At 53.9% G+C, this 22172-nt stretch carries 22 protein-coding genes and 1 riboswitch; of the genes, 17 read left to right on the top strand and 5 right to left on the bottom strand.

The window, feature by feature from the left end; all coding sequences use genetic code 11:
* The first annotated feature begins 574 nt into the window (after positions 1-574).
* Positions 575-2050, top strand: a complete 1476-nt coding sequence (gene xylE, locus IAE27_RS02425; RefSeq protein ID WP_196549632.1) for a D-xylose transporter XylE — start codon at positions 575-577, stop codon at positions 2048-2050.
* Between the two features lie 41 nt (positions 2051-2091).
* On the opposite strand, the gene psiE is transcribed toward xylE, so the two are convergent.
* Complete coding sequence (gene psiE, locus IAE27_RS02420; protein WP_004097754.1) at positions 2092-2502, bottom strand: phosphate-starvation-inducible protein PsiE; 411 nt, start codon at positions 2500-2502, stop codon at positions 2092-2094.
* 377 nt (positions 2503-2879) lie between these two features.
* On the opposite strand from psiE, the gene IAE27_RS02415 reads away from it, so the two are divergent.
* From IAE27_RS02415 to IAE27_RS02390, 6 genes are all read left to right on the top strand, one after another.
* Positions 2880-4157, top strand: coding sequence for a serine dehydratase subunit alpha family protein (locus IAE27_RS02415; RefSeq protein WP_200091682.1), 1278 nt, complete (start codon positions 2880-2882; stop codon positions 4155-4157).
* A 65-nt stretch (positions 4158-4222) separates the two neighbouring features.
* The gene (locus IAE27_RS02410; RefSeq protein ID WP_200091679.1) at positions 4223-4960 is read left to right on the top strand and encodes an AzlC family ABC transporter permease; all 738 of its coding nucleotides are present in this window, start codon (positions 4223-4225) and stop codon (positions 4958-4960) included.
* Positions 4953-5273: an AzlD domain-containing protein gene (locus IAE27_RS02405; protein ID WP_004109584.1), complete on the top strand. Its 321-nt coding sequence runs from the start codon at positions 4953-4955 to the stop codon at positions 5271-5273. Before IAE27_RS02410 ends, IAE27_RS02405 begins: the two co-directional genes overlap by 8 nt.
* Positions 5274-5298: 25 nt before the next feature.
* Positions 5299-5676, top strand: coding sequence for a Rid family detoxifying hydrolase (locus IAE27_RS02400; RefSeq protein ID WP_004109587.1), 378 nt, complete (start codon positions 5299-5301; stop codon positions 5674-5676).
* 109 nt (positions 5677-5785) lie between these two features.
* Positions 5786-6295, top strand: coding sequence for a GNAT family N-acetyltransferase (locus tag IAE27_RS02395; protein WP_004109593.1), 510 nt, complete (start codon positions 5786-5788; stop codon positions 6293-6295).
* A gap of 8 nt (positions 6296-6303) precedes the next feature.
* Positions 6304-6759 (top strand): acyltransferase, encoded by a 456-nt coding sequence (locus tag IAE27_RS02390; protein WP_023320168.1) that lies wholly within the window; start codon positions 6304-6306, stop codon positions 6757-6759.
* A 43-nt stretch (positions 6760-6802) separates the two neighbouring features.
* Here IAE27_RS02390 and pgi read toward each other — a convergent pair whose 3' ends face one another.
* Positions 6803-8452, bottom strand: coding sequence for a glucose-6-phosphate isomerase (pgi, locus tag IAE27_RS02385; RefSeq protein WP_004097737.1), 1650 nt, complete (start codon positions 8450-8452; stop codon positions 6803-6805).
* Between the two features lie 353 nt (positions 8453-8805).
* A riboswitch (Lysine riboswitch) is annotated at positions 8806-9039 on the top strand.
* Positions 9040-9219: 180 nt separating this feature from the next.
* Between pgi and lysC the strand changes: the two genes are divergently transcribed.
* Complete coding sequence (lysC, locus tag IAE27_RS02380) at positions 9220-10569, top strand: lysine-sensitive aspartokinase 3 (protein WP_004109599.1); 1350 nt, start codon at positions 9220-9222, stop codon at positions 10567-10569.
* Between the two features lie 99 nt (positions 10570-10668).
* Here lysC and IAE27_RS02375 read toward each other — a convergent pair whose 3' ends face one another.
* The gene (locus tag IAE27_RS02375; RefSeq protein ID WP_064396647.1) at positions 10669-11484 is read right to left on the bottom strand and encodes a DNA polymerase beta superfamily protein; all 816 of its coding nucleotides are present in this window, start codon (positions 11482-11484) and stop codon (positions 10669-10671) included.
* 5 nt (positions 11485-11489) lie between these two features.
* A complete protein-coding gene (locus IAE27_RS02370; RefSeq protein ID WP_200091676.1) occupies positions 11490-12617 on the bottom strand; it encodes a slipin family protein in 1128 nt (375 codons plus the stop codon).
* A 444-nt stretch (positions 12618-13061) separates the two neighbouring features.
* On the opposite strand from IAE27_RS02370, the gene rtcR reads away from it, so the two are divergent.
* The 3 genes from rtcR to IAE27_RS02355 all read left to right on the top strand — a co-directional run bounded on the left by rtcR (position 13062) and on the right by IAE27_RS02355 (position 16154).
* Positions 13062-14642, top strand: a complete 1581-nt coding sequence (rtcR, locus tag IAE27_RS02365) for an RNA repair transcriptional activator RtcR (protein WP_154022799.1) — start codon at positions 13062-13064, stop codon at positions 14640-14642.
* A 111-nt stretch (positions 14643-14753) separates the two neighbouring features.
* The gene (gene panS / locus IAE27_RS02360; RefSeq protein WP_108704321.1) at positions 14754-15695 is read left to right on the top strand and encodes a ketopantoate/pantoate/pantothenate transporter PanS; all 942 of its coding nucleotides are present in this window, start codon (positions 14754-14756) and stop codon (positions 15693-15695) included.
* A gap of 186 nt (positions 15696-15881) precedes the next feature.
* Positions 15882-16154, top strand: coding sequence for a DUF3811 domain-containing protein (locus IAE27_RS02355; RefSeq protein ID WP_004109613.1), 273 nt, complete (start codon positions 15882-15884; stop codon positions 16152-16154).
* Here the strand turns inward: IAE27_RS02355 and rluF are convergent.
* The gene (gene rluF / locus IAE27_RS02350) at positions 16151-17023 is read right to left on the bottom strand and encodes a 23S rRNA pseudouridine(2604) synthase RluF (protein ID WP_017145134.1); all 873 of its coding nucleotides are present in this window, start codon (positions 17021-17023) and stop codon (positions 16151-16153) included. The genes IAE27_RS02355 and rluF overlap by 4 nt on opposite strands.
* Before the next feature lie 470 nt (positions 17024-17493).
* On the opposite strand from rluF, the gene IAE27_RS02345 reads away from it, so the two are divergent.
* The 6 genes from IAE27_RS02345 (at position 17494) to IAE27_RS02320 (ending at position 22046) form a co-directional block, all read left to right on the top strand.
* On the top strand, positions 17494-18441 hold the full coding sequence (locus IAE27_RS02345) for a sugar-binding transcriptional regulator (protein WP_004109617.1): 948 nt from the start codon (positions 17494-17496) through the stop codon (positions 18439-18441).
* Between the two features lie 70 nt (positions 18442-18511).
* Positions 18512-19315 (top strand): SDR family oxidoreductase, encoded by an 804-nt coding sequence (locus tag IAE27_RS02340; protein WP_108704323.1) that lies wholly within the window; start codon positions 18512-18514, stop codon positions 19313-19315.
* A gap of 9 nt (positions 19316-19324) precedes the next feature.
* Positions 19325-19732 carry a mannose/fructose/sorbose PTS transporter subunit IIA gene (locus IAE27_RS02335; protein ID WP_004109623.1) on the top strand — a complete coding sequence of 136 codons (408 nt, stop codon included), beginning with the start codon at positions 19325-19327 and terminating at the stop codon, positions 19730-19732.
* A complete protein-coding gene (locus IAE27_RS02330) occupies positions 19732-20226 on the top strand; it encodes a mannose/fructose/sorbose PTS transporter subunit IIB (RefSeq protein WP_004109627.1) in 495 nt (164 codons plus the stop codon). Before IAE27_RS02335 ends, IAE27_RS02330 begins: the two co-directional genes overlap by 1 nt.
* Before the next feature lie 186 nt (positions 20227-20412).
* The gene (locus tag IAE27_RS02325; protein ID WP_004109631.1) at positions 20413-21210 is read left to right on the top strand and encodes a PTS mannose/fructose/sorbose transporter subunit IIC; all 798 of its coding nucleotides are present in this window, start codon (positions 20413-20415) and stop codon (positions 21208-21210) included.
* An 11-nt stretch (positions 21211-21221) separates the two neighbouring features.
* Positions 21222-22046, top strand: a complete 825-nt coding sequence (locus IAE27_RS02320) for a PTS system mannose/fructose/sorbose family transporter subunit IID (protein ID WP_200091673.1) — start codon at positions 21222-21224, stop codon at positions 22044-22046.
* Positions 22047-22172 lie beyond the last annotated feature (126 nt).

Raw genomic sequence — 22172 nt, 5'->3', positions numbered from 1 at the left:
CCCGCCCCAAATTTCAGAGGAGGGATGACGGTTTCGCGGTAATGCACGACCCCAACCGGGCATTACCGCCGTCGCCCTCAGCTGAAAAAGTAAGGCAAATGCCACTGCTATCCTCAACTGGACCCTACATAAATTCTATTTGTGACTGTTGGTCAGCGGCCCTGGAGGCCGCTTTTTTTTTTATTCGCGTTTCAGGTACCCGACGTCTCGCAATGAAACTCCCCCTTGCGCGGAAGTCCAGAAGTTCGCAGGCAAAGTGCTGAGCGTTAGCCACCCGCAGCGCCTTGATGCAGCGGCGCCCACCCACCAACGTCTCTTCCGAAGAGAGATAATCCGCCACTCTTTTAAAGAAATTTATTATGTTATTTTGCATTTAGGTTACGATTATTTTCTTTTGCGCGATTCATCACTGCAATTTCATTTACCGCCGTTCTTTTAACAATTAAATAGAGTTGCGATCACATAAAGAATATAACGTAATTGCAATATTAAATTTGATAATTGCCATCCCCGGGTGATGAATACACCATCATTATTACCGATAAGAAGAAATGTGTATTTAAGGCTGGTCAGGATGAATACCCAATATAATTCAAGCTATATCTTTTCGATTACGTTAGTCGCCACGTTAGGAGGACTATTATTTGGCTACGATACCGCAGTCATCTCCGGTACGGTAGAATCCTTAAACACTGTTTTTGTGGCTCCGCAAAACCTGAGTGAATCTGCCGCCAACTCACTGCTGGGCTTCTGCGTTGCCAGCGCCTTGATTGGCTGCATCATTGGAGGAGCGCTTGGCGGCTATTGTAGTAACCGTTTTGGCCGCCGGGATTCGCTAAAAATTGCCGCGCTTCTGTTTTTTATCTCCGGTATCGGTTCGGCATGGCCTGAATTAGGTTTTACCCCGATAAATCCTGACAACGCGGTGCCAGTTTATTTAGCCGGATATGTACCAGAATTCGTTATTTACCGCATTATTGGAGGCATTGGCGTAGGTTTAGCATCTATGCTTTCACCGATGTATATTGCGGAACTGGCGCCGGCAAGCATACGAGGAAAACTGGTTTCCTTTAACCAGTTCGCGATTATTTTTGGGCAGCTATTGGTTTACTGTGTTAACTATTTCATTGCAAAATCAGGTGATGCTAACTGGCTGGATACCAATGGTTGGCGATATATGTTTGCCTCAGAATGCATTCCCGCACTGCTGTTTTTAGGGCTACTGTATACCGTACCGGAAAGCCCGCGCTGGCTGATGGCGCAGGGCAAACAGGAACAGGCGGAGGGTATTCTGCGCAAAATTATGGGCAGCAAGCTCGCCGTCCAGGCAATGCAGGAGATCAATCTGTCACTGGAAAATGGCCGTAAAACGGGCGGTCGTCTGCTGATGTTTGGCGCAGGCGTCATTACTATCGGCGTTATGCTGTCTATATTCCAGCAGTTTGTCGGCATCAACGTCGTGCTCTACTACGCTCCGGAAGTCTTCAAAACGCTGGGAGCCAGCACTGATGTCGCCCTGCTGCAGACCATTATCGTGGGCGTTATCAACCTGACTTTCACCGTTCTGGCCATCATGACGGTTGATAAATTTGGCCGCAAGCCGCTGCAAATTATTGGCGCGCTCGGGATGGCGCTTGGCATGTTCAGCCTCGGCACCGCCTTTTATACTCAAGCATCCGGTTTGGTGGCGCTGCTGTCGATGCTGCTTTACGTCGCCGCATTTGCCATGTCCTGGGGCCCGGTTTGCTGGGTGCTGCTGGCAGAAATCTTCCCTAACGCGATTCGCGGCAAAGCTCTCGCCATTGCGGTTGCCGCGCAGTGGCTGGCGAACTACTTTGTCTCCTGGACCTTCCCGATGATGGATAAAAACTCCTGGCTGGTTGCCCATTTTCACAACGGTTTTTCCTACTGGATTTACGGTTGTATGGGAATTCTGGCGGCGATGTTTATGTGGAAATTTGTGCCGGAAACGAAAGGCAAGACGCTGGAAGAACTCGAAGAGCTGTGGGCACCCGCAGAAGAGAAAACCCTTCAGGCCTCTATCAGATAATAACCACAGCACGCCGCTACCGGAAGCGGCGTGCTGTCTGTTTACTCGCGTTTCAGTCGGTTGGAGTTACACAGCCAGAGCGTAATCACCAGAATCAGGATCGCGGCGGAGTAAATCAGCACCGCCATGGGCGACTCATGATCGATGATAATCAGGCGTACGATGGCGGTGATGCCGATATAAACAAAGTAGCGTAGCGGGAAGTGAAATCCCGATTCAAAGTACTTCACAATCAGCGCGATAAACTCGAAATAGAGGAAGTAGACCACCAGCCCTTCCACCAGCTTGTATTTACTGACAGGTTCAGGGGTAAACAGGACGTGCGCCAAATGCAACGTCTCTTTACCGAGGAATACGATCAGAATGACCCCCAGGCACAGCAGGCCAAGATTCAAAACGGTTTGCATGGCGGTTGCAATAAAACTCACCAACGGACGATAAACCGGCGGCATAGGTACTCCTCATCATCATGATTTACTGTGACCTGTATAACGCAAAAGTGTGATCCAGATCTACATTTGTTATCCCCTTCTCCCCACTGCCCGCCTTGCTCGTATACGACGAAATACGTAAAAAGAGAAAATCTTACTTTCGTCATCGCTGTGAGGCGGTTAACTAAATCCCTTTTTATGTTCAAAAAACAGAATATAAATACTCGGTAAATCAGTTAATTAACCATAATAAGATCACAGTTTTACATTCTTTTAATAAGCGAAAATTTTTCTCTTTAATGCATAAATAACAGGGTTATTAGAGTAAGTTTTTCCTTCAGAATTATCTTAGGATACTCGCCAGTTAATAACCCACAATTAGCGGATTGATTTAAAATATGATTAATGAACGCGCATCCATTTTTATAAAATGGCTAAAACAAGAAGTGGCTCCGGCATTAGGTTGTACCGAACCCGTCGCTATTTCTTTTACTACCGCTTACGCTGCGAAACATTTAGATACGGCCTGTCAAAGTATTAACGGTTTTATTTCTGCGAATCTGTACAAAAACGCGACGGGCGTAACTATTCCAGGAACATCCGTTAGCGGTGTCGCGCTTGCCGCCGCCATTGGCGCTTTTGGCGGCGATGCCGATAAGGGTTTAAAAACGCTGGAGGGGATTACCCAGCAGCATGTCGAATTAGCACAAATGCTAATCGCCGATGGCCAGGTTAATATTCGCGTGGAAGATACTCCCGATTTTATCCATCTGGATCTGACCCTGACCGGTGGCGAAAAGAGCTGCCGCGTGGTAGTTAAAGGCACGCATACCAATATCGTTGAACTTTATATTAATGGCGAAGCGCAGGCTTTGGCTAATAAACAGAATACGGTAACGCAGCAGGAAGCGTTAGAAACCTTTTCGCTTGTCGAAGCCTTCAATTTTATAAGCGAAGTCGATTTTGCCGACATCGAATTTATTCTCGAAGCCGCCCGCCTCAATTCGGCGCTGGCAAATGAAGGCAAGAGCAAGAAATATGGTTTAAACATCAATGGTACCTTCTCTGATGCAGTAAAAAAGGGTCTGCTCAGCAACGACCTGCTCAGTAAAGTCATCATCAATACCGTCGCCGCATCCGACGCGCGGATGGGCGGCGCTCCCGTCGTCGCCATGTCAAACTTTGGTTCCGGTAACCAGGGTATCGCCGCTACCATGCCGGTAGTGACGGTCGCGGAGCATCTTAATGCCGATCAAGAGACGCTCGCACGGGCGCTCGCGCTCTCCCACCTGACCGCGATATCGATCCACTCCCGCTATACGCGTCTGTCCGCGCTATGCGCGGCGTCTACGGCAGCAATGGGAGCAGCTGCCGGGATGGCGTGGCTATTTACTCGCGATATGGAAACCATTAACACCGCGATTATTAATATGGTCAGTGATATTACCGGTATGATTTGTGACGGCGCTTCTAATAGCTGCGCGATGAAAGTTTCATCCGTCGTGTCCAGCGCATTTAAGGCTGTATTGATGGCCATGCAAAATAGCTGCGCAAGCTCTAATGATGGGATCGTTTGCGCTGACGTTGAGCAAACGATTAATAATCTCTGTCGTCTGGTTGTTAAGCCCATGGCCTATACCGACAAAGAAATTATCAACATCATGGTTGCTAAATAATCATTAACTAATCTTTCCACGTACCTTACATAAATAATTAATTTCTTAAATAACAGATATTGCTTATGAACAAAAAAGTTATCCTACGGGGCGCCAGCGCCATTCTTCCCTTGTGTATCGGCGACTTTCCCTTTTCATTTATCGTCGGCGCGCTAAGCGTGAGCGCCGGAATGAGCGTCTGGCAAAGTACGGTCTGGTCCACCATTGTTATTGCGGGTTCAGCACAAATGCTGGCGTTGAATGTGCTCAAAACCGGGGCGAGCCTCGGGGTAATTATATTCACCACGCTGATTATTAATCTCCGTCATATACTTTACAGCGCATCAATTTCCAGTACCGTACGCGAGGCGTCCTTTTTTAAAAAATGCTTTATGGCCTATGCTCTGACCGATGAGGTGTACGCCACGACGGTGAAAGAGATGGAGGAGAATAAAAAGGATAAATATCTGTTCTACTCTTCAGCCATGCTGACATTTTGGTTCGCCTGGGTTTTAGCCGATTTCCTTGGCGCTCTGGTTGGCGCCTCATTTCCGCATATTGAAAAATACGGTCTGGACTTTGCGATGGTCGCCGCCTTTATCGCCATCGTCGTTCCGCAAATCAAGAGCCAGGCCTGTACCGTCGCCGCCATTGTGGCTGCCGTATCCGGCGTACTTTTGGTTGTGCTGCCCTATTCGTTAGGCATTGTCGTCGCATCCGTATTGGGCGTAATGGCGGGCCTGAGCGTCGATCTCGCCGAAGAGCGTAAACAAGCGCAGGCCGCCGCTAAACTCTCTCTCGAAGGAGCGCTGGAAAATGAGTAATAGCTTTTTTATCGCCCTGACGCTGGGTATGGCCGCCGTGACCTTTCTTATTCGCTTCTCGTTCATTGGTCTCGCCGGGAAAATCCAGATGTCGAACCGGGTCAGCAAAACGCTGCGCTTTGTGCCGGTGACTGTTCTGCCAGCCATCATCACGATTCAGATCCTGAGCGTGAACTCCAGCATGGAGTTTGATTTAAAAAACCCGAAAGTCATCGCCGCGATTATCTGCACGCTTGCCAGCTTCCGACTGGGGCTGGTCTGGGTCGTCGTCAGCGGCGTTGGTTCACTGGTTTTACTTAACTATTTCATGTAACCACTTATCAAGAGGAATCAACAGAATGATTATTTCCACCGCGTCCGCGCCTGCCGCCATCGGTCCGTATGTTCAGGGGGTAAACCTGGGTACCATGACGATGACCTCAGGACAGCTCCCGGTTAATGCGCAAGATGGCACCATGTCTGACGACATCGCTGTGCAAACGCGCCAGTCGCTGGAAAACGTTAAGGCTATCGTGGAAGCGGCGGGCTTGCAGGTGAAAAATATTGTTAAGACGATGGTTTTCGTCAAGGATCTGAACGATTTTGCTACCATCAACGCGGTCTATGAAGCGTTCTTCGTTGAACACAACGCGGCGTTTCCAGCCCGCTCCTGCGTTGAGGTCGCCAGACTGCCTAAAGATGCGGGTATTGAAATCGAGGCCATCGCCGTCGCCTGATCCCCAGCCGGAGGCTCACCTCCGGCATCTTCTCCTCCCCCACTTTTGAGGTTTACCCGCAGCGAACTTTACGGGCAAAATATCGCCACTTCTTTGCGAGGAACGCAGAATGCTAAAGATTCGTCTTGCACGTCCGGAAGATGCGGCTTTACTCAACGATATGGCGAATGCCAGCTATCGTCATCACTTTACCCACCTCTGGCATAACGCCGATGAAATGGAGCGCTACCTGCAGCAAGAGTATGCCGTGGCCTCACTGGAGCGCAGCCTGGCCGATACGCAGTGCTGCTGGTTAATTGCTGAGGCAGAGGAGCCAATCGGCTTTGCTAAATACGCCTGCCGCCAGGACATCAACCCCGAAGGTCCAACCGGTACGCTATTGCATAAGCTCTATCTGTTACCTGCAACAACGGGCCATCGCTATGGCGAGCAGCTTTTTCACGCCGTCGAGAAGCGAGCAAAAGTTGCCGGTGAACGCTGGCTCTGGCTGGAGGTGCTCGCCGCGAATACCCGCGCCCGCCGTTTTTATGAACGTCAGGGAATGCAGCACGTAAAAGATGTCATCTTTCATTCTGCGACCCAGCAAAGCACATTACACATTTTGGCTAAACCGATCTGAGAGGCAGCATGCATACCCTTCGTGAAACCGCCATTCGCAACGTCGCCAGCGGCGAAAACGTGGTGATTTACCAGCCCGCCAACCTCTATGACTGCACGCTAGGCGATAACGTCTTCGTCGGCCCCTTCGTTGAAATCCAGGGCCATACCCGCGTTGGCAGCGACAGCAAAATTCAGTCCCATACCTTTATCTGCGAGTACGTGACCATCGGCGAACGCTGTTTTATCGGCCACGGCGTGATGTTCGCTAACGATATGTTCCGCGACGGCAAGCCCAACGCCGACCGCGAAAGCTGGGGAAGAATCATCATTGGCAACGATGTGTCTATCGGCAGCGGCGCAACCATTCTGGCGGTCAGCATTTGCGATGGCGTCGTGATTGGCGCGGGCAGCGTGGTGACAAAATCCATTACAGAGAAAGGCGTGTGGGCAGGAAACCCGGCAAAACTGCTGCGGCGGCTATAAAAAATGCCGGCCACCTGGGCCGGCATTGACAACGTTTTAGCGATTATGCGCGCCAGGATTTATAGCGGTTAATCAGGCCGTTAGTGGAGCTGTCGTGGCTGCTGACTTCAGAACCATCCTTCAGCTCCGGCAGGATGCGGTTCGCCAGCTGTTTGCCCAGCTCAACGCCCCACTGGTCGAAGGTGAAGATGTTCATAATCACGCCCTGGGTGAAAATCTTATGTTCATACAGGGCAATCAGCGCGCCCAGACTGAACGGCGTGATTTCACGCAGCAGGATGGAGTTAGTCGGGCGGTTGCCTTCAAACACTTTGAACGGCACCACGTGTTCCAGCGTCGCGGGATCTTTACCCTGATCGCGATATTCCTGTTCAACCACTTCGCGGGATTTACCAAACGCCAGCGCTTCGGTCTGCGCAAAGAAGTTAGACAGCAGCTTCGGATGATGGTCAGACAGCGGGTTATGCGTAATCGCCGGAGCGATAAAATCGCACGGCACCATTTTGGTCCCCTGGTGAATCAGTTGATAGAACGCGTGCTGACCGTTGGTGCCCGGCTCGCCCCAGATGATCGGGCCCGTCTGGTAATCCACGGCGTTGCCGTTACGGTCAACGTATTTACCGTTGGATTCCATGTTGCCCTGCTGGAAGTAGGCGGCAAAGCGGTGCATATACTGGTCGTACGGCAGAATCGCTTCGGTTTCAGCGCCGAAGAAGTTGTTGTACCAGATACCGATCAGCGCCAGCAGCACCGGCAGGTTTTTCTCAGCCGGCGTGGTGGAGAAGTGTTTGTCCATCGCGTGCGCGCCGGAGAGCAGCTCGACGAAGTTGTCGAAGCCCACGGACAGGATGATGGACAGGCCGATAGCAGACCACAGAGAGTAACGACCGCCAACCCAGTCCCAGAACTCAAACATATTGGCGGTATCAATACCGAATTCACCTACCGCTTTACCGTTGGTGGAGAGCGCGGCGAAGTGTTTCGCTACGTGTTTCTCATCGCCAGCGGTCGCCAGGAACCAGTCGCGCGCGCTGTGGGCGTTGGTCATGGTTTCCTGGGTGGTAAAGGTTTTCGACGCCACCAGGAACAGCGTGGTTTCCGGGTTCACCGTTTTCAGCACTTCGGCGATATGGGTACCATCGACGTTAGAAACAAAGTGCATATTCAGGTGATTTTTGTACGGACGCAGCGCTTCGGTCACCATGAACGGGCCAAGATCGGAGCCGCCGATACCGATGTTCACGACGTCGGTAATCGCTTTACCGGTGTAGCCTTTCCAGCTACCGGAGATAATAGCTTCAGAGAAGGTTTTCATCTTCTCAAGCACGGCGTTCACTTCCGGCATCACATCTTTGCCATCAACCAGAATCGGAGTATTGCTGCGGTTACGCAGCGCAACGTGCAGCACCGCGCGATCTTCCGTGCGGTTAATCTTCTCGCCGGAGAACATGGATTTAATGGCGTCAGCCAGGAAGGTCTCTTTGGCCAGATCCTGCAGTTTGGCCAGCGTCTCTTCGGTGATGCGGTTTTTGGAAAAATCCACCAGCATCAGATCGTCGAACGTGGCGGAGAATTTAGAGAAACGGTCGCTATCTTTCGCGAACAGATCCGCGATGGTAACGTCTTTCATTTCATCAAAGTGTTTCTGTAATGCCTGCCAGGCAGAAGTCTGCGTTGGGTTGATGTTTTTCATTAGCAATACTCTTCTGATTTGAGAATTGTGACTTCGGTCGATTGTAGCGCCGGTGACGAAAAATTGTGATGATTTTTATGTTATGCCGATGATACGCGTCAGAAATTGGGGCAATTTGAGGCAAAACGTCCCTGATAGTATAGACATCATAAGGCTTTTTTCTGTCAGCGACCCGCGCATGAAAAATCCGCATAACCCTGACGTTGACATACTTCGCCTGAACCCTTTATATAACGGGCAGTACCTACATATACGTAGGTAGGTATGGATCGCGCATTTCACGCTACAGCGAAAGGGTATTGCAGGGGGGTATAATGTCCCGCGTCCCCCTGGCAAAGTGAAAGACGTCGGTAATTGCCAGAAGAGGTGCGTTGCCCAGGTAACCGTATTGGAGGAGCCAGTCCGGGGAAAATACGTGAGGGGGAGCAACGCCGAGGTGAATAAGCGTCTGGTTACGCTCATCACCGGCCACAGGGGCTGAATCCCCTGGGTTGTCACCAGAAACGTTCGCAGTCGGGCGTTTCATACTCGCCATCTGATGCGCTGCATCGGCAAGCGGGTCTACAAGGTGGAGCACTTCTGGGTGACATCGTAGTTTGTTTATCGCTCTGCGCCCACCCTGTTTTTCGCTCTTCCCTTGTGCCATGGCTGAATAATTTGGCCTGGCTTATTAAGACATTTTGTTGCAATCCGGCTGCGTCCAGCCCCGCCAGGATTGGTTGTCAGGAATCGTTTTAATAAGTCAGGCCCCCTGACACGAGGTTGTTATGACAGACTTAGTTGTAGCCAAATTCGGCGGTACCAGCGTTGCCGACTTTGATGCCATGAACCGCAGCGTAGACGTCGCGCTGCTGGATGCCAATACCCGCGTGGTGGTGCTTTCCGCCTCGGCTGGCGTGACCAACCTGCTGGTCGCCTTAGCGGAAGGGCTGGAACCTGGCGAACGTTTCGCAAAGCTCGATGCCATGCGGCAAATCCAGTTCAATATTCTGGAGCGTCTGCGTTATCCGAACGTGATTCGCGATGAAATTGAACGCCTGCTGGAAAACATCACCACCCTGGCGGAAGCCGCCTCCCTGGCCAGTTCAAGCGCGTTAACCGACGAACTGGTCAGCCATGGCGAACTGATGTCCACTCTGCTATTTGTCGAGATCCTGCGCGAGCGCGGTATCGCCGCCCAGTGGTTCGACGTGCGCAAGGTTATGCGCACCAACGATCGCTTTGGCCGCGCGGAACCGGATATCGCCGCCTTATCTGAACTCACCGAGCAACTTCTGGCTCCGCGTCTGGCGGAAGGCCTGGTGATCACCCAGGGCTTTATTGGCAGCGAAGCGAAAGGCCGTACCACCACACTTGGCCGCGGCGGCAGCGACTATACCGCCGCGCTACTCGGCGAAGCGCTAAACGCTACCCGCGTCGATATCTGGACCGATGTTCCGGGTATCTATACCACCGACCCGCGCGTTGCGCCGGCGGCAAAACGCATTGACGTTATCGCCTTTGAAGAAGCGGCGGAAATGGCGACCTTTGGCGCGAAAGTGCTGCATCCGGCCACCCTGCTTCCCGCCGTACGTAGCGATATTCCGGTATTCGTCGGCTCCAGCAAAGAGCCAAAAGCGGGCGGCACGCTGGTGTGCAAAAATACGGAAAATCCGCCGCTGTTCCGCGCGCTGGCGCTGCGCCGCAAGCAGACTCTGCTGACCCTGCACAGCCTCAATATGCTGCACTCGCGCGGTTTTCTGGCCGAGGTATTCAGCACGCTGGCGCGTCACAGTATCTCCGTCGATCTGATTACCACTTCTGAAGTGAGCGTGGCGCTGACCATGGATACCACCGGTTCGACTTCAGCCGGCGACACCCTGCTCACCCAGTCGCTGCTGACCGAACTGTCCTCGCTGTGCCGCGTTGAGGTTGAACAGGACCTGGCGCTGGTTGCCATCATTGGTAACGAACTGTCGAAAGCGTGCGGCGTCGGTAAAGAGGTGTTTGGCGTGCTGGAGCCGTTTAATATTCGAATGATTTGCTACGGCGCATCCAGCCACAATCTGTGCTTCCTGGTACCGGGTGCGGATGCCGAAAAAGTGGTGCAGAAGCTGCATCATAATCTGTTCGAGTAACAGCGATAAAAATGGCCCGCCATTTCTGCCGGGCCATTTAAGATGGCAGACAAAGGGTGCCTTTCTACCATTGCCTTGCAGAAATGCTGGCCTTACAAATCAAACGCGTATCAAAGATTCCGATTTTGCGTTCCCCATCACCGTGGTCATCAGTAATCTGTCCAACTCCCTGATATTCCCTGTCCGGCTATCCGGCAGTGCGGGAGGGATCGCGCCTCTGAGCAGCTCGGACTGAATAAACGCATGCAGTAATGGCCGCCGCGGACCATATTCAGCCTCACCGGCGCGCTGTTTACGCGCCAGCAGCTCGTCGATTTCCTGACGCAGGCCCGCTTCCAGACAGCTTCCCGCCAGCAGTTCAGCAAAGCGCATCGGCGGCGCCCCTTTTCCCGCCTCAACCCAGCGGACGGCCAGTAGCGGACGCAGCACGTAAAAGTACTTTTTCAACCGCACCTGTTCACCCTGCAGATAGCCGCGAAAATTCTTTCTGGCCATCGAGTAGTAATGCCAGCGGGCGCGTACCGGAGAAAACCACTCCGGTATCAGCCGCTTAAGCGCCTGAACCGTCGCATCATCCTGCTGATACACCACCGGCGAGTCCAGCCATTCGATCAGCGTCGGATTTGCCCCTTTCAGCAGACCCAGCGCCTTACGCCACTCCCAACCGCAGACGTCCAGCTCAGCGTCGATGGGCAGCTCGATAACATCGCGCGGCGCATCCACCCGCAGGTACCACTCAGGGGGATGAACATAGAGAAACCGCACATCATAATCGCTGTCCGGCGAAGCAAAGCCCCAGCCCCGGCTGCCGGACTCGCAGGCGTAGAGCACCCTGACGCCGTAGCGCTGCTCCACCTCCTGTAACTGCCGCCGCACCTTATGGCGCATGGCGGCATCCACACCGTTATACGTCATGTTGTTTATCCTTTTAGATTGACCAGTCCATGCAGCACCTGGTCCAGGCCGCCAAAGACCGAGATTTTATCGATACGCTCCGCCACCCTTTCCAGCGTTTCCAGCTCTTTTAAGCGCAGCGCGACCGGGTTGTTTTCCATCACTTTCGCGGTGTTGAGCAGCGAACGCGTCGCCGCGGTCTCTTCACGCCGGCGGATCACGTTCGCCTGCGCCGATTTCTCCGCCTCCACCAGCTGCGACAGAATAGCTTTCATGTCGCCGGGCAAAACAATATCTTTCACGCCCAGCGAGGCGACTTCGATACCAAATGCCGCCATGCGCTCGGTTACCTGCGCGCTCACCACCTCATCAATGATGTGCTTATCTTCCAGTAGTTCATCCAGCGTTCGCGTTCCGACGGCTTCACGCAGCGCAAACTGCAGTTCGCGATACAGATGATCCAGCTGCTTCGTCAGCTGTCCAAAAGCCCGCAACACATCGCTGTAGCGCCAGTTCGCCGCCAGATTTAAACGCAGATTCACTTTATCTTTGGTCAGAATCTCCTGACCGCCGACTTCCAGCACCTGCAGGCGGGTATCGACCACTTCAGCTTCCACCAGGTGATTGATCTTCCAGTAGGCGCTCAGGCCCGGCGGCAGCAGCGACTGCGTCTCACCATCGACTTTCAATACCCCGACGTGCCAGGCTGGCACCGATACGGTCAGGATCGCTTCGCGACCTTTTACCGTCCCGTGACGTCTCGGCTGCAGCACCGCGTTCATGATCGCCTCGGGGACCTCAACCTGCCGGGTATCCAGACGTAGCAGCTGCATCTCGTCACCGGCGGCCCAGTAAAGTCGACGCGTCGCTGGCGGCAGAATTTCCTGCAGCACGCCGTTGTTATAGAGCGCTCCGGCCTCGTTATCCGTCAGGTCCGCCGCCAGGCAGTACTGTTCGATCCATTCCGCCTGAAAGCGCCGTAAATACTCGGCCAGCGCCTCCGGCACTTCGCTGCCGTCCCTGTTAACGATTAGCACTTCAGGAACGTTGAACCACGGCAGGCGATGCTCGCCCGCTTCCAGAATCTGATAGAAATCTCCCTGACGAGAGAGAAGCCCCAGTTGGCCTTGCCGTATAGTGATTTTTTTAGCCATTTTTTATTCCTTATAAAAAGCAGGCGCGGGTGCAGGGGCGAAGCCGCAGGGGAACTACCTTTTGCCTGCGGCACGGCGCCTTTACCGGCGGCCTGCTGTGGGGAGTGCTGACTGCGCAAAACCCCGTGTATCTCTATGATTAACAAACCAGTTTTCATTGGAGTGAAATCGGGAATCGAACCCATTGGTGGTTATCGGCTGACGGAACGCGCCCGAAAGACGGTCAGTACCGTTTCTGACGTGCCGGCGGGGTTTAACCCCCTGCGAATTCAGCGAAATAACGAAAGGGTTATTGCCAGATGCGTGCCAGAACGAAAAAGTGACGAAATAAATTTTTATCTCATTGATTAAAAGTGATTTATTTTTTACCTCGGTTTTTGCCGTTGCCCGGCTCGGGAGAATTTTTTATCTTTTAGTATCGATACTTATCTTATGAGATAAATAATGAACAAGCGTCGGGTGGTGATTGGCGTTCTCGGAACGGTGCTGGATAAACGCGGCAAGCGGGCTAATCGTTTAAAAAAATGGCGGCCCACCGTTGGGCTATGCCAGCAGGCCGATTTTCCTGTCGACAGGCTGGAGCTCATCCACCAGCCGCACGATGAAAGCCTGGCGCAAAAGCTGATCGAAGATATCGCCCTGCTTTCGCCGCAAACCGAAGTACGCCCGCATAGGGTCGAGATAAACGATCCGTGGGATTTTGAAGAGGTCTACGCGGCGTTTCTCGACTTCGCCAGCCGCTACAGCTTTGATACCGAAAACGAAGAGTATCTGGTGCATATCACTACCGGGACTCACGTGGCGCAAATCTGCTGGTTCCTGCTGACGGAGGCGCGCTATCTTCCCGCCAATCTGCTGCAGACCGGTCCTGCGCCGAAAGGCTCACCGGATGAAGCCATCGCTGCCGGTATTTACTCGGTTATCGATCTGGACTTAAACCGCTATGCCGCGCTCACTAGCCGCTTTCAGCGCGAACAGCAGCAGTCGGTCTCTTTCCTGAAAGCCGGGATAGAGACGCGCAATGCGACGTTCAACAAGCTTATCGATCGAATTGAGCGCGTGGCGATCCGATCGACCGATCCGATCCTGCTTACTGGCCCAACGGGCGCCGGTAAGTCCTTTCTCGCCAGACGTATCTATCAGCTGCGCCAGTCGCGTCATTTAGTGGCGGGAAAATTTATGGCGGTTAACTGCGCCACCCTTCGCGGCGATAACGCAATGTCTACGCTGTTTGGCCATGTCAAAGGCGCGTTTACCGGCGCGGTCGCGCCGCGCGCCGGACTATTACGCGAAGCCGACGGCGGCGTGCTGTTTCTTGATGAAATCGCCGAGCTGGGGCTGGACGAGCAGGCCATGCTGCTGAAGGCCATTGAAGAAAAAACCTTTTTCCCGTTTGGTTCGGACAACGAGGCGCACAGCGACTTTCAGCTAATCGCCGGAACGCATCGCGATATGCAGCAGTGGGTGGCGGAAGGACGCTTTCGCGAAGATCTTTATGCGCGCATCAATATGTGGCGCTTTGCCCTCCCCGGCCTGGCGCAGCGGCGGGAAGATATTGCGCCAAACGTGGAGTATGAACTACGGCGACTGGCCAGCGAACGGCAGACGCAGATCCGCTTTGATAAAGAGGCCCGCGAGCGCTATCTGGCCTTTGCCTGCTCGCCGCAGGCGCAGTGGCGCGGCAATTTTCGCGAACTCAGCTCATCCGTGGCGCGTATGGCGACGCTGGCCGAGCAGGGGCGCATTACGCAGGCCGTTGCGGAAGAGGAGATTATGCTGCTGAAAGAGAGCTGGCAGCTGACGACGTCTTCTCCTGACATAGCAATGGAAATCGATCTCTTCGAGCGCCGGCAGCTGGAAACGGTGCTGGAGGTCTGCCAGCGCAGCGCTTCGCTCTCCGAAGCCGGACGCGAGCTGTTCGCCGTCTCCCGTCAGAAAAAGGCCAATCCTAACGATGCTGACCGCCTGCGCAAGTATTTAGCGCGCTTCGGACTCAGCTGGGAGCTTATCCGCAGCGGAACATGAGCATAATTTGTTTGAATAATATTTCTTAGCACGATAAACAATAGCTATGGCCGGGCTCGATCCCGGCCGGTCAATAACAAGCAAACACAACTTATGTGCAAGGAAAACAACATGCTCGCCACGCTTACGCGGCTGTTCCCATTATGGGCGCTGCTGCTCTCGGTTATCGCTTATTACACGCCATCCACTTTTACTCCCGTTGGCCCGTGGGTCCCGACGCTGCTGATGCTGATTATGTTCGGCATGGGCGTGCATCTGACAGTCGACGACTTTAAGCGCGTGCTTTCCCGCCCCGCGCCGGTTGCCGCAGGGATTTTTCTCCACTACCTGGTGATGCCGCTCGCCGCCTGGCTGCTGGCGCTGATTTTTCACATGCCGCCGGAGCTTTCCGCCGGCATGGTGCTGGTGGGCAGCGTCGCCAGCGGTACGGCATCCAACGTGATGATCTTTCTGGCAAAAGGCGATGTTGCGCTCTCAGTCACCATCTCCTCGGTATCCACCCTGGTCGGCGTGGTCGCGACGCCGCTGCTGACGCGTCTGTACGTGGATGCGCATATTCAGGTAGATGTGATGGGAATGCTGCTCAGCATTCTGCAAATTGTGGTGATCCCAATTGCACTGGGGCTGGCGGTGCATCATCTGCTGCCGAAAGTGGTGAAGGCGGTGGAACCGTTTCTCCCGGCCTTTTCGATGGTCTGCATTCTGGCGATTATCTGCGCCGTGGTGGCAGGCTCCGCGTCGCATATCGCTTCCGTTGGTTTTGTGGTGATTATCGCCGTTATCCTGCATAACACTATCGGTCTGCTCGGCGGCTACTGGGGCGGGCGACTGTTTGGCTTTGACGAGTCCACCTGCCGCACGCTGGCGATCGAGGTGGGAATGCAGAACTCCGGCCTTGCCGCCGCGTTGGGGAAAATCTACTTTGGCCCGCTGGCCGCGCTGCCCGGGGCGCTGTTCTCGGTCTGGCACAACCTGTCCGGCTCGCTGCTGGCCGGTTACTGGTCAGGGAAGCCGATTGCGGATGAATCGCGTAAAACGGAAAAAGAGAGCTAACAACCCGTAATTTTCCCGGCTTGCGCTGCGCTTAGCCGGGCTACGGTCCGTGCAGCTTGCGGGTTTTGTAGCCCGGACAGGTGCGCAGCACCGCCTCCGGGATTTTCTGCGAGGCACAACAATTTACCGTGAGACGTCCGCCCCTTTACCGTACACTGAAGCCACAGGCTAACTGAGGGCACCACTATGGCACTCCCCCGCATCACTCAAAAAGAGATGACCGAGCGCGAACAGCGCGAACTGAAAACCCTGCTCGACCGCGCGCGCATCGCCCATGGCCGTCCGCTGACCAACGCGGAGACCAATAGCGTGAAAAAAGAGTACATCGATAAACTAATGCTCCAGCGCGAAGCCGAGGCTAAGAAAGCCCGCCAGCTCAAGAAAAAGCAGGCTTACAAACCGGATGCGGAGGCCTCGTTTTCCTGGTCGGCAAATACGCCAACGCGCGGCAGACGCTAACGCCCTTTCTTTTTACGCCCAGGCGCAGTAAAGCGTTTGCCGTTCGACGCCGGACGGGAAGACTTCTCGCTGGTTTTTTCCATCGCGACTACCGGGCGCTTAATGCCGGCCGTTTTCGGCTTCGCCTTTGCCTTCGGTTTCGCCTCTGAAGACGAGTTCTCAATCAGCTTGAAGAGATCGATCAGCTCATCGTCGGTCAGATCGCGCCACTCTCCCAGCGGGATCCCCGTCAGGCTGACGTTCATGATCCGCGTCCGCTCAAGCTTCGTCACTTCATAGCCAAAATATTCGCACATCCGGCGGATCTGGCGATTCAGCCCCTGGACCAGGGTAATGCGAAACACAAAAGGTGCTTCTTTTTTCACTTTACACTTCTTCGTCACCGTACCGAGAATCGGTACGCCCGCACCCATTCCGCGAATAAACTCATCGGTCACCGGCTTATCAACGGTGACCAGATACTCTTTTTCATGGTCGTTACCGGCGCGCAGGATTTTATTCACCAGATCGCCATGGTTGGTCAGAAAGATGAGCCCCTGCGAGTCTTTGTCCAGACGGCCGATTGGGAATACGCGTTTGCTGTGGTTAACGAAATCAACGATGTTGTCGCGCTCCCCGTCTTCGGTAGTGCTGACGATGCCAACCGGTTTATTCAGCGCAATCAGTACTAAATCATCCGCTTCGCGCGGCTCAATCAACCGGCCATTGACCTTGACTACGTCGCCAGCTTTAACCTGGTCGCCAATAGTGGCGCGTTTGCCGTTGATAAAAACGTTGCCTTGTTCGATAAAGCGATCGGCTTCACGGCGCGAGCAAATTCCGCTTTCGCTGATGTATTTATTGAGTCGGGTTGACGAGTCGGGCAGCATAACTTCTCCTGAAACACTTCATCCTTCAAGTTGTCTCTGCGATGGCTACACTCACTGATCCCAGTCACATAGATTTCTATGCTGCCGGGCGTCGCTCCCTTGCCGCCTTGATAAAACTTGAATGCTTTCTGTTTAAAAACGAAATATACCCTACCTTGCAGGCGATAAAAAAGAATCGCGCGCTCGCCGCCTGACGCTAAATGTGATCTGTCCCGCCTTTCAACACAAAAGTGTACTTCAGAAAGCCCAGCAACTTTGCCCGGCGAAATAAAGCAGAATCAGGCCCTTATCACTTACGGCACAAACGTGCCGGAAACCGGCGATTAGCAACGCAAATGTGCAACAGAAACGGTCAGAAGGTTGCTATGAAAAAGAGGAAAATTTCTTTAAAGCGGGCGCCTGATGGGGTTATATCAGATCGTGAGCGCCAATATCTGATTTGCACAAATGTGCAGGAGCCGACAGTGACGATGGAAAACAGCGACGATATTCGTCTGATCGTAAAAATCGCCCAGCTCTATTATGAGCAGGATATGACCCAGGCGCAGATTGCCCGCGAGCTGGGGATATACCGCACCACCATCAGCCGTCTGCTGAAGCGCGGCCGCGAGCAGGGCATCGTCACTATCGCCATCAACTATGACTACAACGAAAATCTGTGGCTTGAGCAGCAGCTGAAACAAAAATTTGGCCTCAAGGAGGCGGTGGTGGCGGCCTGCGACTCGCTGCTGGAGGAGGATCAGCTAAATCTTATCGGCCTGCATGGCGCACAATTGGTCGACAGGCTGCTGGAGCCGGGCGATATCGTCGGTTTCTCCTGGGGGCGTGCGGTACGCGCGCTGGTGGAGAATCTGCCGCAGGCCAGCCAGTCCCGTCAGGTTATCTGCGTCCCGATTATCGGCGGCCCCTCCGGCAAGCTGGAGAGCCGCTACCACGTGAATACGCTGACCTACGGCGCCGCGGCGAAGCTGAAAGCGGAATCGCATCTCGCCGATTTCCCGGCGCTGCTGGATAACAAATTAATTCGCAACGGTATTATGCAATCCCAGCACTTTAAAACCATTGCATCTTACTGGGATAACCTGGACGTCGCGCTGGTGGGGATCGGTTCACCGGCTATCCGCGACGGCGCCAACTGGCATGCGTTTTACGGCAGCGAAGAGAGCGACGATCTCAACGCCCGCCAGGTCGCCGGTGATATCTGCTCGCGCTTTTACAATATTGATGGCGCGCTGGTAGAAACCGCCATGAGCGAGAAAACGCTGTCTATTGAGATGGCGAAACTCAGGCAGGCGCGTTATTCGGTAGGTATCGCCATGGGCGAGGAAAAATACTCCGGTATTCTTGGCGCCTTAAATGGACACTATATTAACTGTCTGGTGACGAATCGAGAAACCGCCGAGTCGCTACTGAAGTAAATTACAACGATATGATTTCACGCAGCGCTGCTGCGGGGAATCCCTTTATCTGAAGAAACAGGAGTCGATAATGGATACGTGGTTAAACTTAAAAGATAAAATTATTATTGTTACCGGTGGCGCATCAGGAATTGGCCTGGCGATTGTCGATGAATTATTAGCCCAGGACGCAAATGTGCAGATGAGCGATATTCACGGCGGCGATAAACATCAGCTCGGTGAAAATTATTGTTTCTGGCCAACCGATATTTCCAGCGCCAGCGAAGTGAATAATACCGTCGACAGTATTATTCAGCGTTTTGGCCGTATTGACGGACTGGTTAATAACGCTGGCGTCAACTTCCCGCGTTTATTAGTCGATGAGAAAGCGCCGTCCGGCCGCTATGAATTAAATGAAGCGGCATTCGAAAAAATGGTCAATATCAATCAAAAAGGCGTATTTCTGATGTCACAGGCGGTAGCCCGCCAGATGGTTAAACAGCGCAGCGGCGTGATTGTTAACGTCTCGTCGGAAAGCGGCCTCGAAGGCTCTGAAGGCCAGAGCTGTTACGCCGCGACTAAAGCCGCGCTGAATAGCTTTACCCGCTCATGGTCGAAAGAGTTAGGTAAACACGGTATTCGCGTCGTGGGCGTTGCGCCGGGCATTCTGGAAAAAACCGGGCTGCGCACGCCTGAGTACGAACAGGCGCTGGCCTGGACCCGTAATATTACCGTCGAGCAGCTGCGCGAAGGCTATAGCAAAAATTCGATTCCGATTGGTCGTTCGGGTCGGCTCAGCGAAGTCGCTGATTTTGTTTGCTATCTGCTCTCAGATCGCGCCAGCTATATCACCGGAGTCACCACTAACATCGCGGGCGGAAAAACGCGCGGCTAAGGGGGAAAAATGGTTAACGTCATCTTCTGCGCCCACGGCCAGCTGGCCTGCGCCATGCTCGACTCGGTGCGCATGGTTTACGGCGATGTCAACGTCAGCGCCGTGGAGTTTGTACCGGGTGAAAACGCGGGCGACATCGCCGGTAAGCTTGAAAAGTTGGTAAGTACTCACAAAGACGAAGAGTGGCTTATTGCCGTCGATTTACAGTGCGGCAGCCCGTGGAATGCCGCCGCCGGGCTAGCGATGCGCAACCCGCAGCTCCGGGTCATCAGCGGCCTGTCGCTGCCGCTGGCTCTGGAGCTGGTCGATAATCAGCAAACGATGAATGCAGAAGCGCTGTGCCAACACCTGGAACTTATCGCCAGCCAGTGCTGCGTCACCTGGCGGCAACCGGAAACCGTTGAGGAGGATTTCTGATGAACATTACGCTCGCGCGCATTGACGACCGTTTGATTCACGGCCAGGTCACCACCGTTTGGTCAAAAGTGGCCAATGCCCAGCGCATTATTATCTGTAATGACGACGTGTATAACGACGACGTTCGCCGCACGCTGCTTCGCCAGGCCGCGCCGCCGGGCATGAAGGTTAATGTGGTGAATATCGAGAAAGCCGTCGCCGTTTATCACAACCCGCAATATCAGGACGAAACGGTTTTTTATTTATTCACTAATCCGCAGGACGTATTAACTATGGTGCAGCAGGGGGTGAAAATAGCCACCCTGAATATTGGCGGCATGGCCTGGCGACCGGGTAAGAAACAATTAACCAAAGCGGTGTCATTAGACGCAGCGGATATTAATACCTTTCAGCAGTTAGATAAGCTGGGGGTTAAACTTGATTTACGCGTCGTAGCCTCAGATCCGTCGGTTAATATTCTCGATAAAATAGCAGAGCAGTCCGTTACAGAATAATAAAACGCGCCTTTTATTTCACCCTGGCATTCTGGCTGCATCGCGGCGGCAAATGAGCGAGTCACCAGCAGCATAGATTACTATGCGACTGGGGCGAGAGAATGCAGTCAACAAAGAGGCAGCCTGAAGAACGTCGTGTAAATGCCGTAAAAGGCAGGGATTTCTATACCCTCGAGGTGACAAATTATGGAAATAAGTACCCTACAAATAATAGCCATATTTATTTTTTCCTGTATTGCCGGAATGGGCAGCGTGCTGGATGAATTCCAGACTCACCGTCCATTAATCGCCTGTACCGTGATTGGCTTAATTCTCGGCGATTTAAAAACCGGAATTATGCTCGGCGGGACGCTGGAGCTCATCGCGCTCGGCTGGATGAACGTCGGCGCGGCGCAGTCTCCGGATTCGGCGTTAGCCAGCATTATTTCCGCCATCCTGGTGATCGTTGGCCAGCAAAGCATCGCTACCGGAATAGCGATTGCGCTGCCGGTCGCGGCCGCAGGCCAGGTACTCACCGTGTTCGCCCGCACCATTACCGTGGTGTTCCAGCACGCGGCGGATAAGGCCGCGGAAGAGGCACGCTTCAGAACAATCGATCTGCTGCACGTGTCGGCGCTGGGCGTTCAGGCGCTGCGCGTCGCCATTCCCGCACTCATCGTTTCTCTGTTTGTCAGCGCGGATATGGTCAGCAATATGCTCAACGCCATTCCGGAATTCGTCACCCGCGGTCTGCAAATCGCCGGCGGTTTTATCGTGGTGGTCGGCTACGCCATGGTGCTGCGCATGATGGGCGTGAAGTATCTGATGCCTTTCTTCTTTCTCGGCTTCCTCGCGGGCGGCTATCTCGACTTTAGTCTGCTGGCTTTCGGCGGCGTGGGGGTCATCATCGCGCTGATTTATATCCAGCTCAACCCGCAGTGGCGTAAACCTGAACCGCAGGCCGCCGCCCCCTCTTCCACCGCCCTTGACCAGCTTGACGACTGATGGAGCCCAACATGGAACAGAAAAAAATTACCCAAGGCGACCTGGTGAGCATGTTTCTGCGATCCAACCTGCAGCAGGCGTCATTCAACTTCGAGCGTATCCACGGGCTTGGTTTCTGCTACGACATGATCCCGGCCATCAAGCGCCTCTACCCGCTGAAGGAGGATCAGGTTGCCGCGCTGAAGCGCCATCTGGTGTTCTTCAATACCACTCCGGCAGTCTGCGGGCCGGTTATTGGCGTGACCGTCGCGATGGAGGAAGCGCGGGCCAACGGCGCCGCTATTGACGATGGCGCCATCAACGGGATCAAAGTCGGCCTGATGGGGCCGCTGGCAGGCGTGGGCGACCCGCTGGTATGGGGCACGCTGCGGCCAATTACCGCCGCCCTCGGCGCCTCGCTGGCGCTCTCCGGAAATATTCTTGGTCCGCTGCTGTTCTTCTTTATTTTCAACGCGGTTCGTCTGGCGATGAAGTGGTACGGACTGCAGCTTGGCTTCCGTAAAGGGGTCAATATCGTCATCGATATGGGCGGTAACCTGCTGCAAAAACTGACCGAAGGCGCCTCCATTCTTGGCCTGTTTGTGATGGGCGTGCTGGTCACCAAGTGGACCACCATCAACGTCCCGCTGGTGGTCTCGCAAACGCCGGGCGCCAACGGCTCAACCGTCACCATGACCGTACAAAACATCCTCGATCAGCTTTGCCCCGGCCTGCTGGCTCTGGGCCTGACGCTGCTGATGGTGCGCCTGCTCAATAAGAAAGTGAACCCGGTCTGGCTGATTTTCGCCCTCTTCGGTTTGGGGATTATCGGTAACGCACTGGGCTTCCTGTCCTGATTATTCCGCCCGGCGATGCCGGGTCTACTTCAACAAGTTAACCCCAAAGATGGCGCAGTACGGCGAGGCGGCAACTGGATTTATCCCTGGGAGCGTGGATTCACTGCGTGACCCGGGGACGTGAAG

It is taken from the genome of Klebsiella sp. S69 (genome assembly GCF_016516145.1).
In the GTDB taxonomy this organism is placed as follows: Bacteria; Pseudomonadota; Gammaproteobacteria; order Enterobacterales; family Enterobacteriaceae; genus Klebsiella; species Klebsiella oxytoca.
This window is presented reverse-complemented; position numbering and strand designations above follow the sequence as displayed.

Excerpts from the sequence above, each read along its gene's own strand:
- pgi (WP_004097737.1), bottom strand. The coding sequence starts at position 8,452 with ATGAAAAACATCAACCCAACGCAGACTTCTGCCTGGCAGGCATTACAG.
- IAE27_RS02355 (WP_004109613.1), top strand. The coding sequence starts at position 15,882 with ATGGCACTCCCCCGCATCACTCAAAAAGAGATGACCGAGCGCGAACAG.
- IAE27_RS02395 (WP_004109593.1), top strand. The coding sequence starts at position 5,786 with ATGCTAAAGATTCGTCTTGCACGTCCGGAAGATGCGGCTTTACTCAAC.
- lysC (WP_004109599.1), top strand. The coding sequence starts at position 9,220 with ATGACAGACTTAGTTGTAGCCAAATTCGGCGGTACCAGCGTTGCCGAC.
- IAE27_RS02415 (WP_200091682.1), top strand. The coding sequence starts at position 2,880 with ATGATTAATGAACGCGCATCCATTTTTATAAAATGGCTAAAACAAGAA.
- psiE (WP_004097754.1), bottom strand. The coding sequence starts at position 2,502 with ATGCCGCCGGTTTATCGTCCGTTGGTGAGTTTTATTGCAACCGCCATG.
- IAE27_RS02320 (WP_200091673.1), top strand. The coding sequence starts at position 21,222 with ATGGAACAGAAAAAAATTACCCAAGGCGACCTGGTGAGCATGTTTCTG.
- IAE27_RS02390 (WP_023320168.1), top strand. The coding sequence starts at position 6,304 with ATGCATACCCTTCGTGAAACCGCCATTCGCAACGTCGCCAGCGGCGAA.
- IAE27_RS02400 (WP_004109587.1), top strand. The coding sequence starts at position 5,299 with ATGATTATTTCCACCGCGTCCGCGCCTGCCGCCATCGGTCCGTATGTT.
- IAE27_RS02375 (WP_064396647.1), bottom strand. The coding sequence starts at position 11,484 with ATGACGTATAACGGTGTGGATGCCGCCATGCGCCATAAGGTGCGGCGG.
- rluF (WP_017145134.1), bottom strand. The coding sequence starts at position 17,023 with ATGCTGCCCGACTCGTCAACCCGACTCAATAAATACATCAGCGAAAGC.
- IAE27_RS02330 (WP_004109627.1), top strand. The coding sequence starts at position 19,732 with ATGAACATTACGCTCGCGCGCATTGACGACCGTTTGATTCACGGCCAG.
- IAE27_RS02340 (WP_108704323.1), top strand. The coding sequence starts at position 18,512 with ATGGATACGTGGTTAAACTTAAAAGATAAAATTATTATTGTTACCGGT.
- IAE27_RS02370 (WP_200091676.1), bottom strand. The coding sequence starts at position 12,617 with ATGGCTAAAAAAATCACTATACGGCAAGGCCAACTGGGGCTTCTCTCT.
- IAE27_RS02325 (WP_004109631.1), top strand. The coding sequence starts at position 20,413 with ATGGAAATAAGTACCCTACAAATAATAGCCATATTTATTTTTTCCTGT.
- panS (WP_108704321.1), top strand. The coding sequence starts at position 14,754 with ATGCTCGCCACGCTTACGCGGCTGTTCCCATTATGGGCGCTGCTGCTC.
- IAE27_RS02410 (WP_200091679.1), top strand. The coding sequence starts at position 4,223 with ATGAACAAAAAAGTTATCCTACGGGGCGCCAGCGCCATTCTTCCCTTG.
- xylE (WP_196549632.1), top strand. The coding sequence starts at position 575 with ATGAATACCCAATATAATTCAAGCTATATCTTTTCGATTACGTTAGTC.
- rtcR (WP_154022799.1), top strand. The coding sequence starts at position 13,062 with ATGAACAAGCGTCGGGTGGTGATTGGCGTTCTCGGAACGGTGCTGGAT.
- IAE27_RS02405 (WP_004109584.1), top strand. The coding sequence starts at position 4,953 with ATGAGTAATAGCTTTTTTATCGCCCTGACGCTGGGTATGGCCGCCGTG.
- IAE27_RS02335 (WP_004109623.1), top strand. The coding sequence starts at position 19,325 with ATGGTTAACGTCATCTTCTGCGCCCACGGCCAGCTGGCCTGCGCCATG.
- IAE27_RS02345 (WP_004109617.1), top strand. The coding sequence starts at position 17,494 with ATGGAAAACAGCGACGATATTCGTCTGATCGTAAAAATCGCCCAGCTC.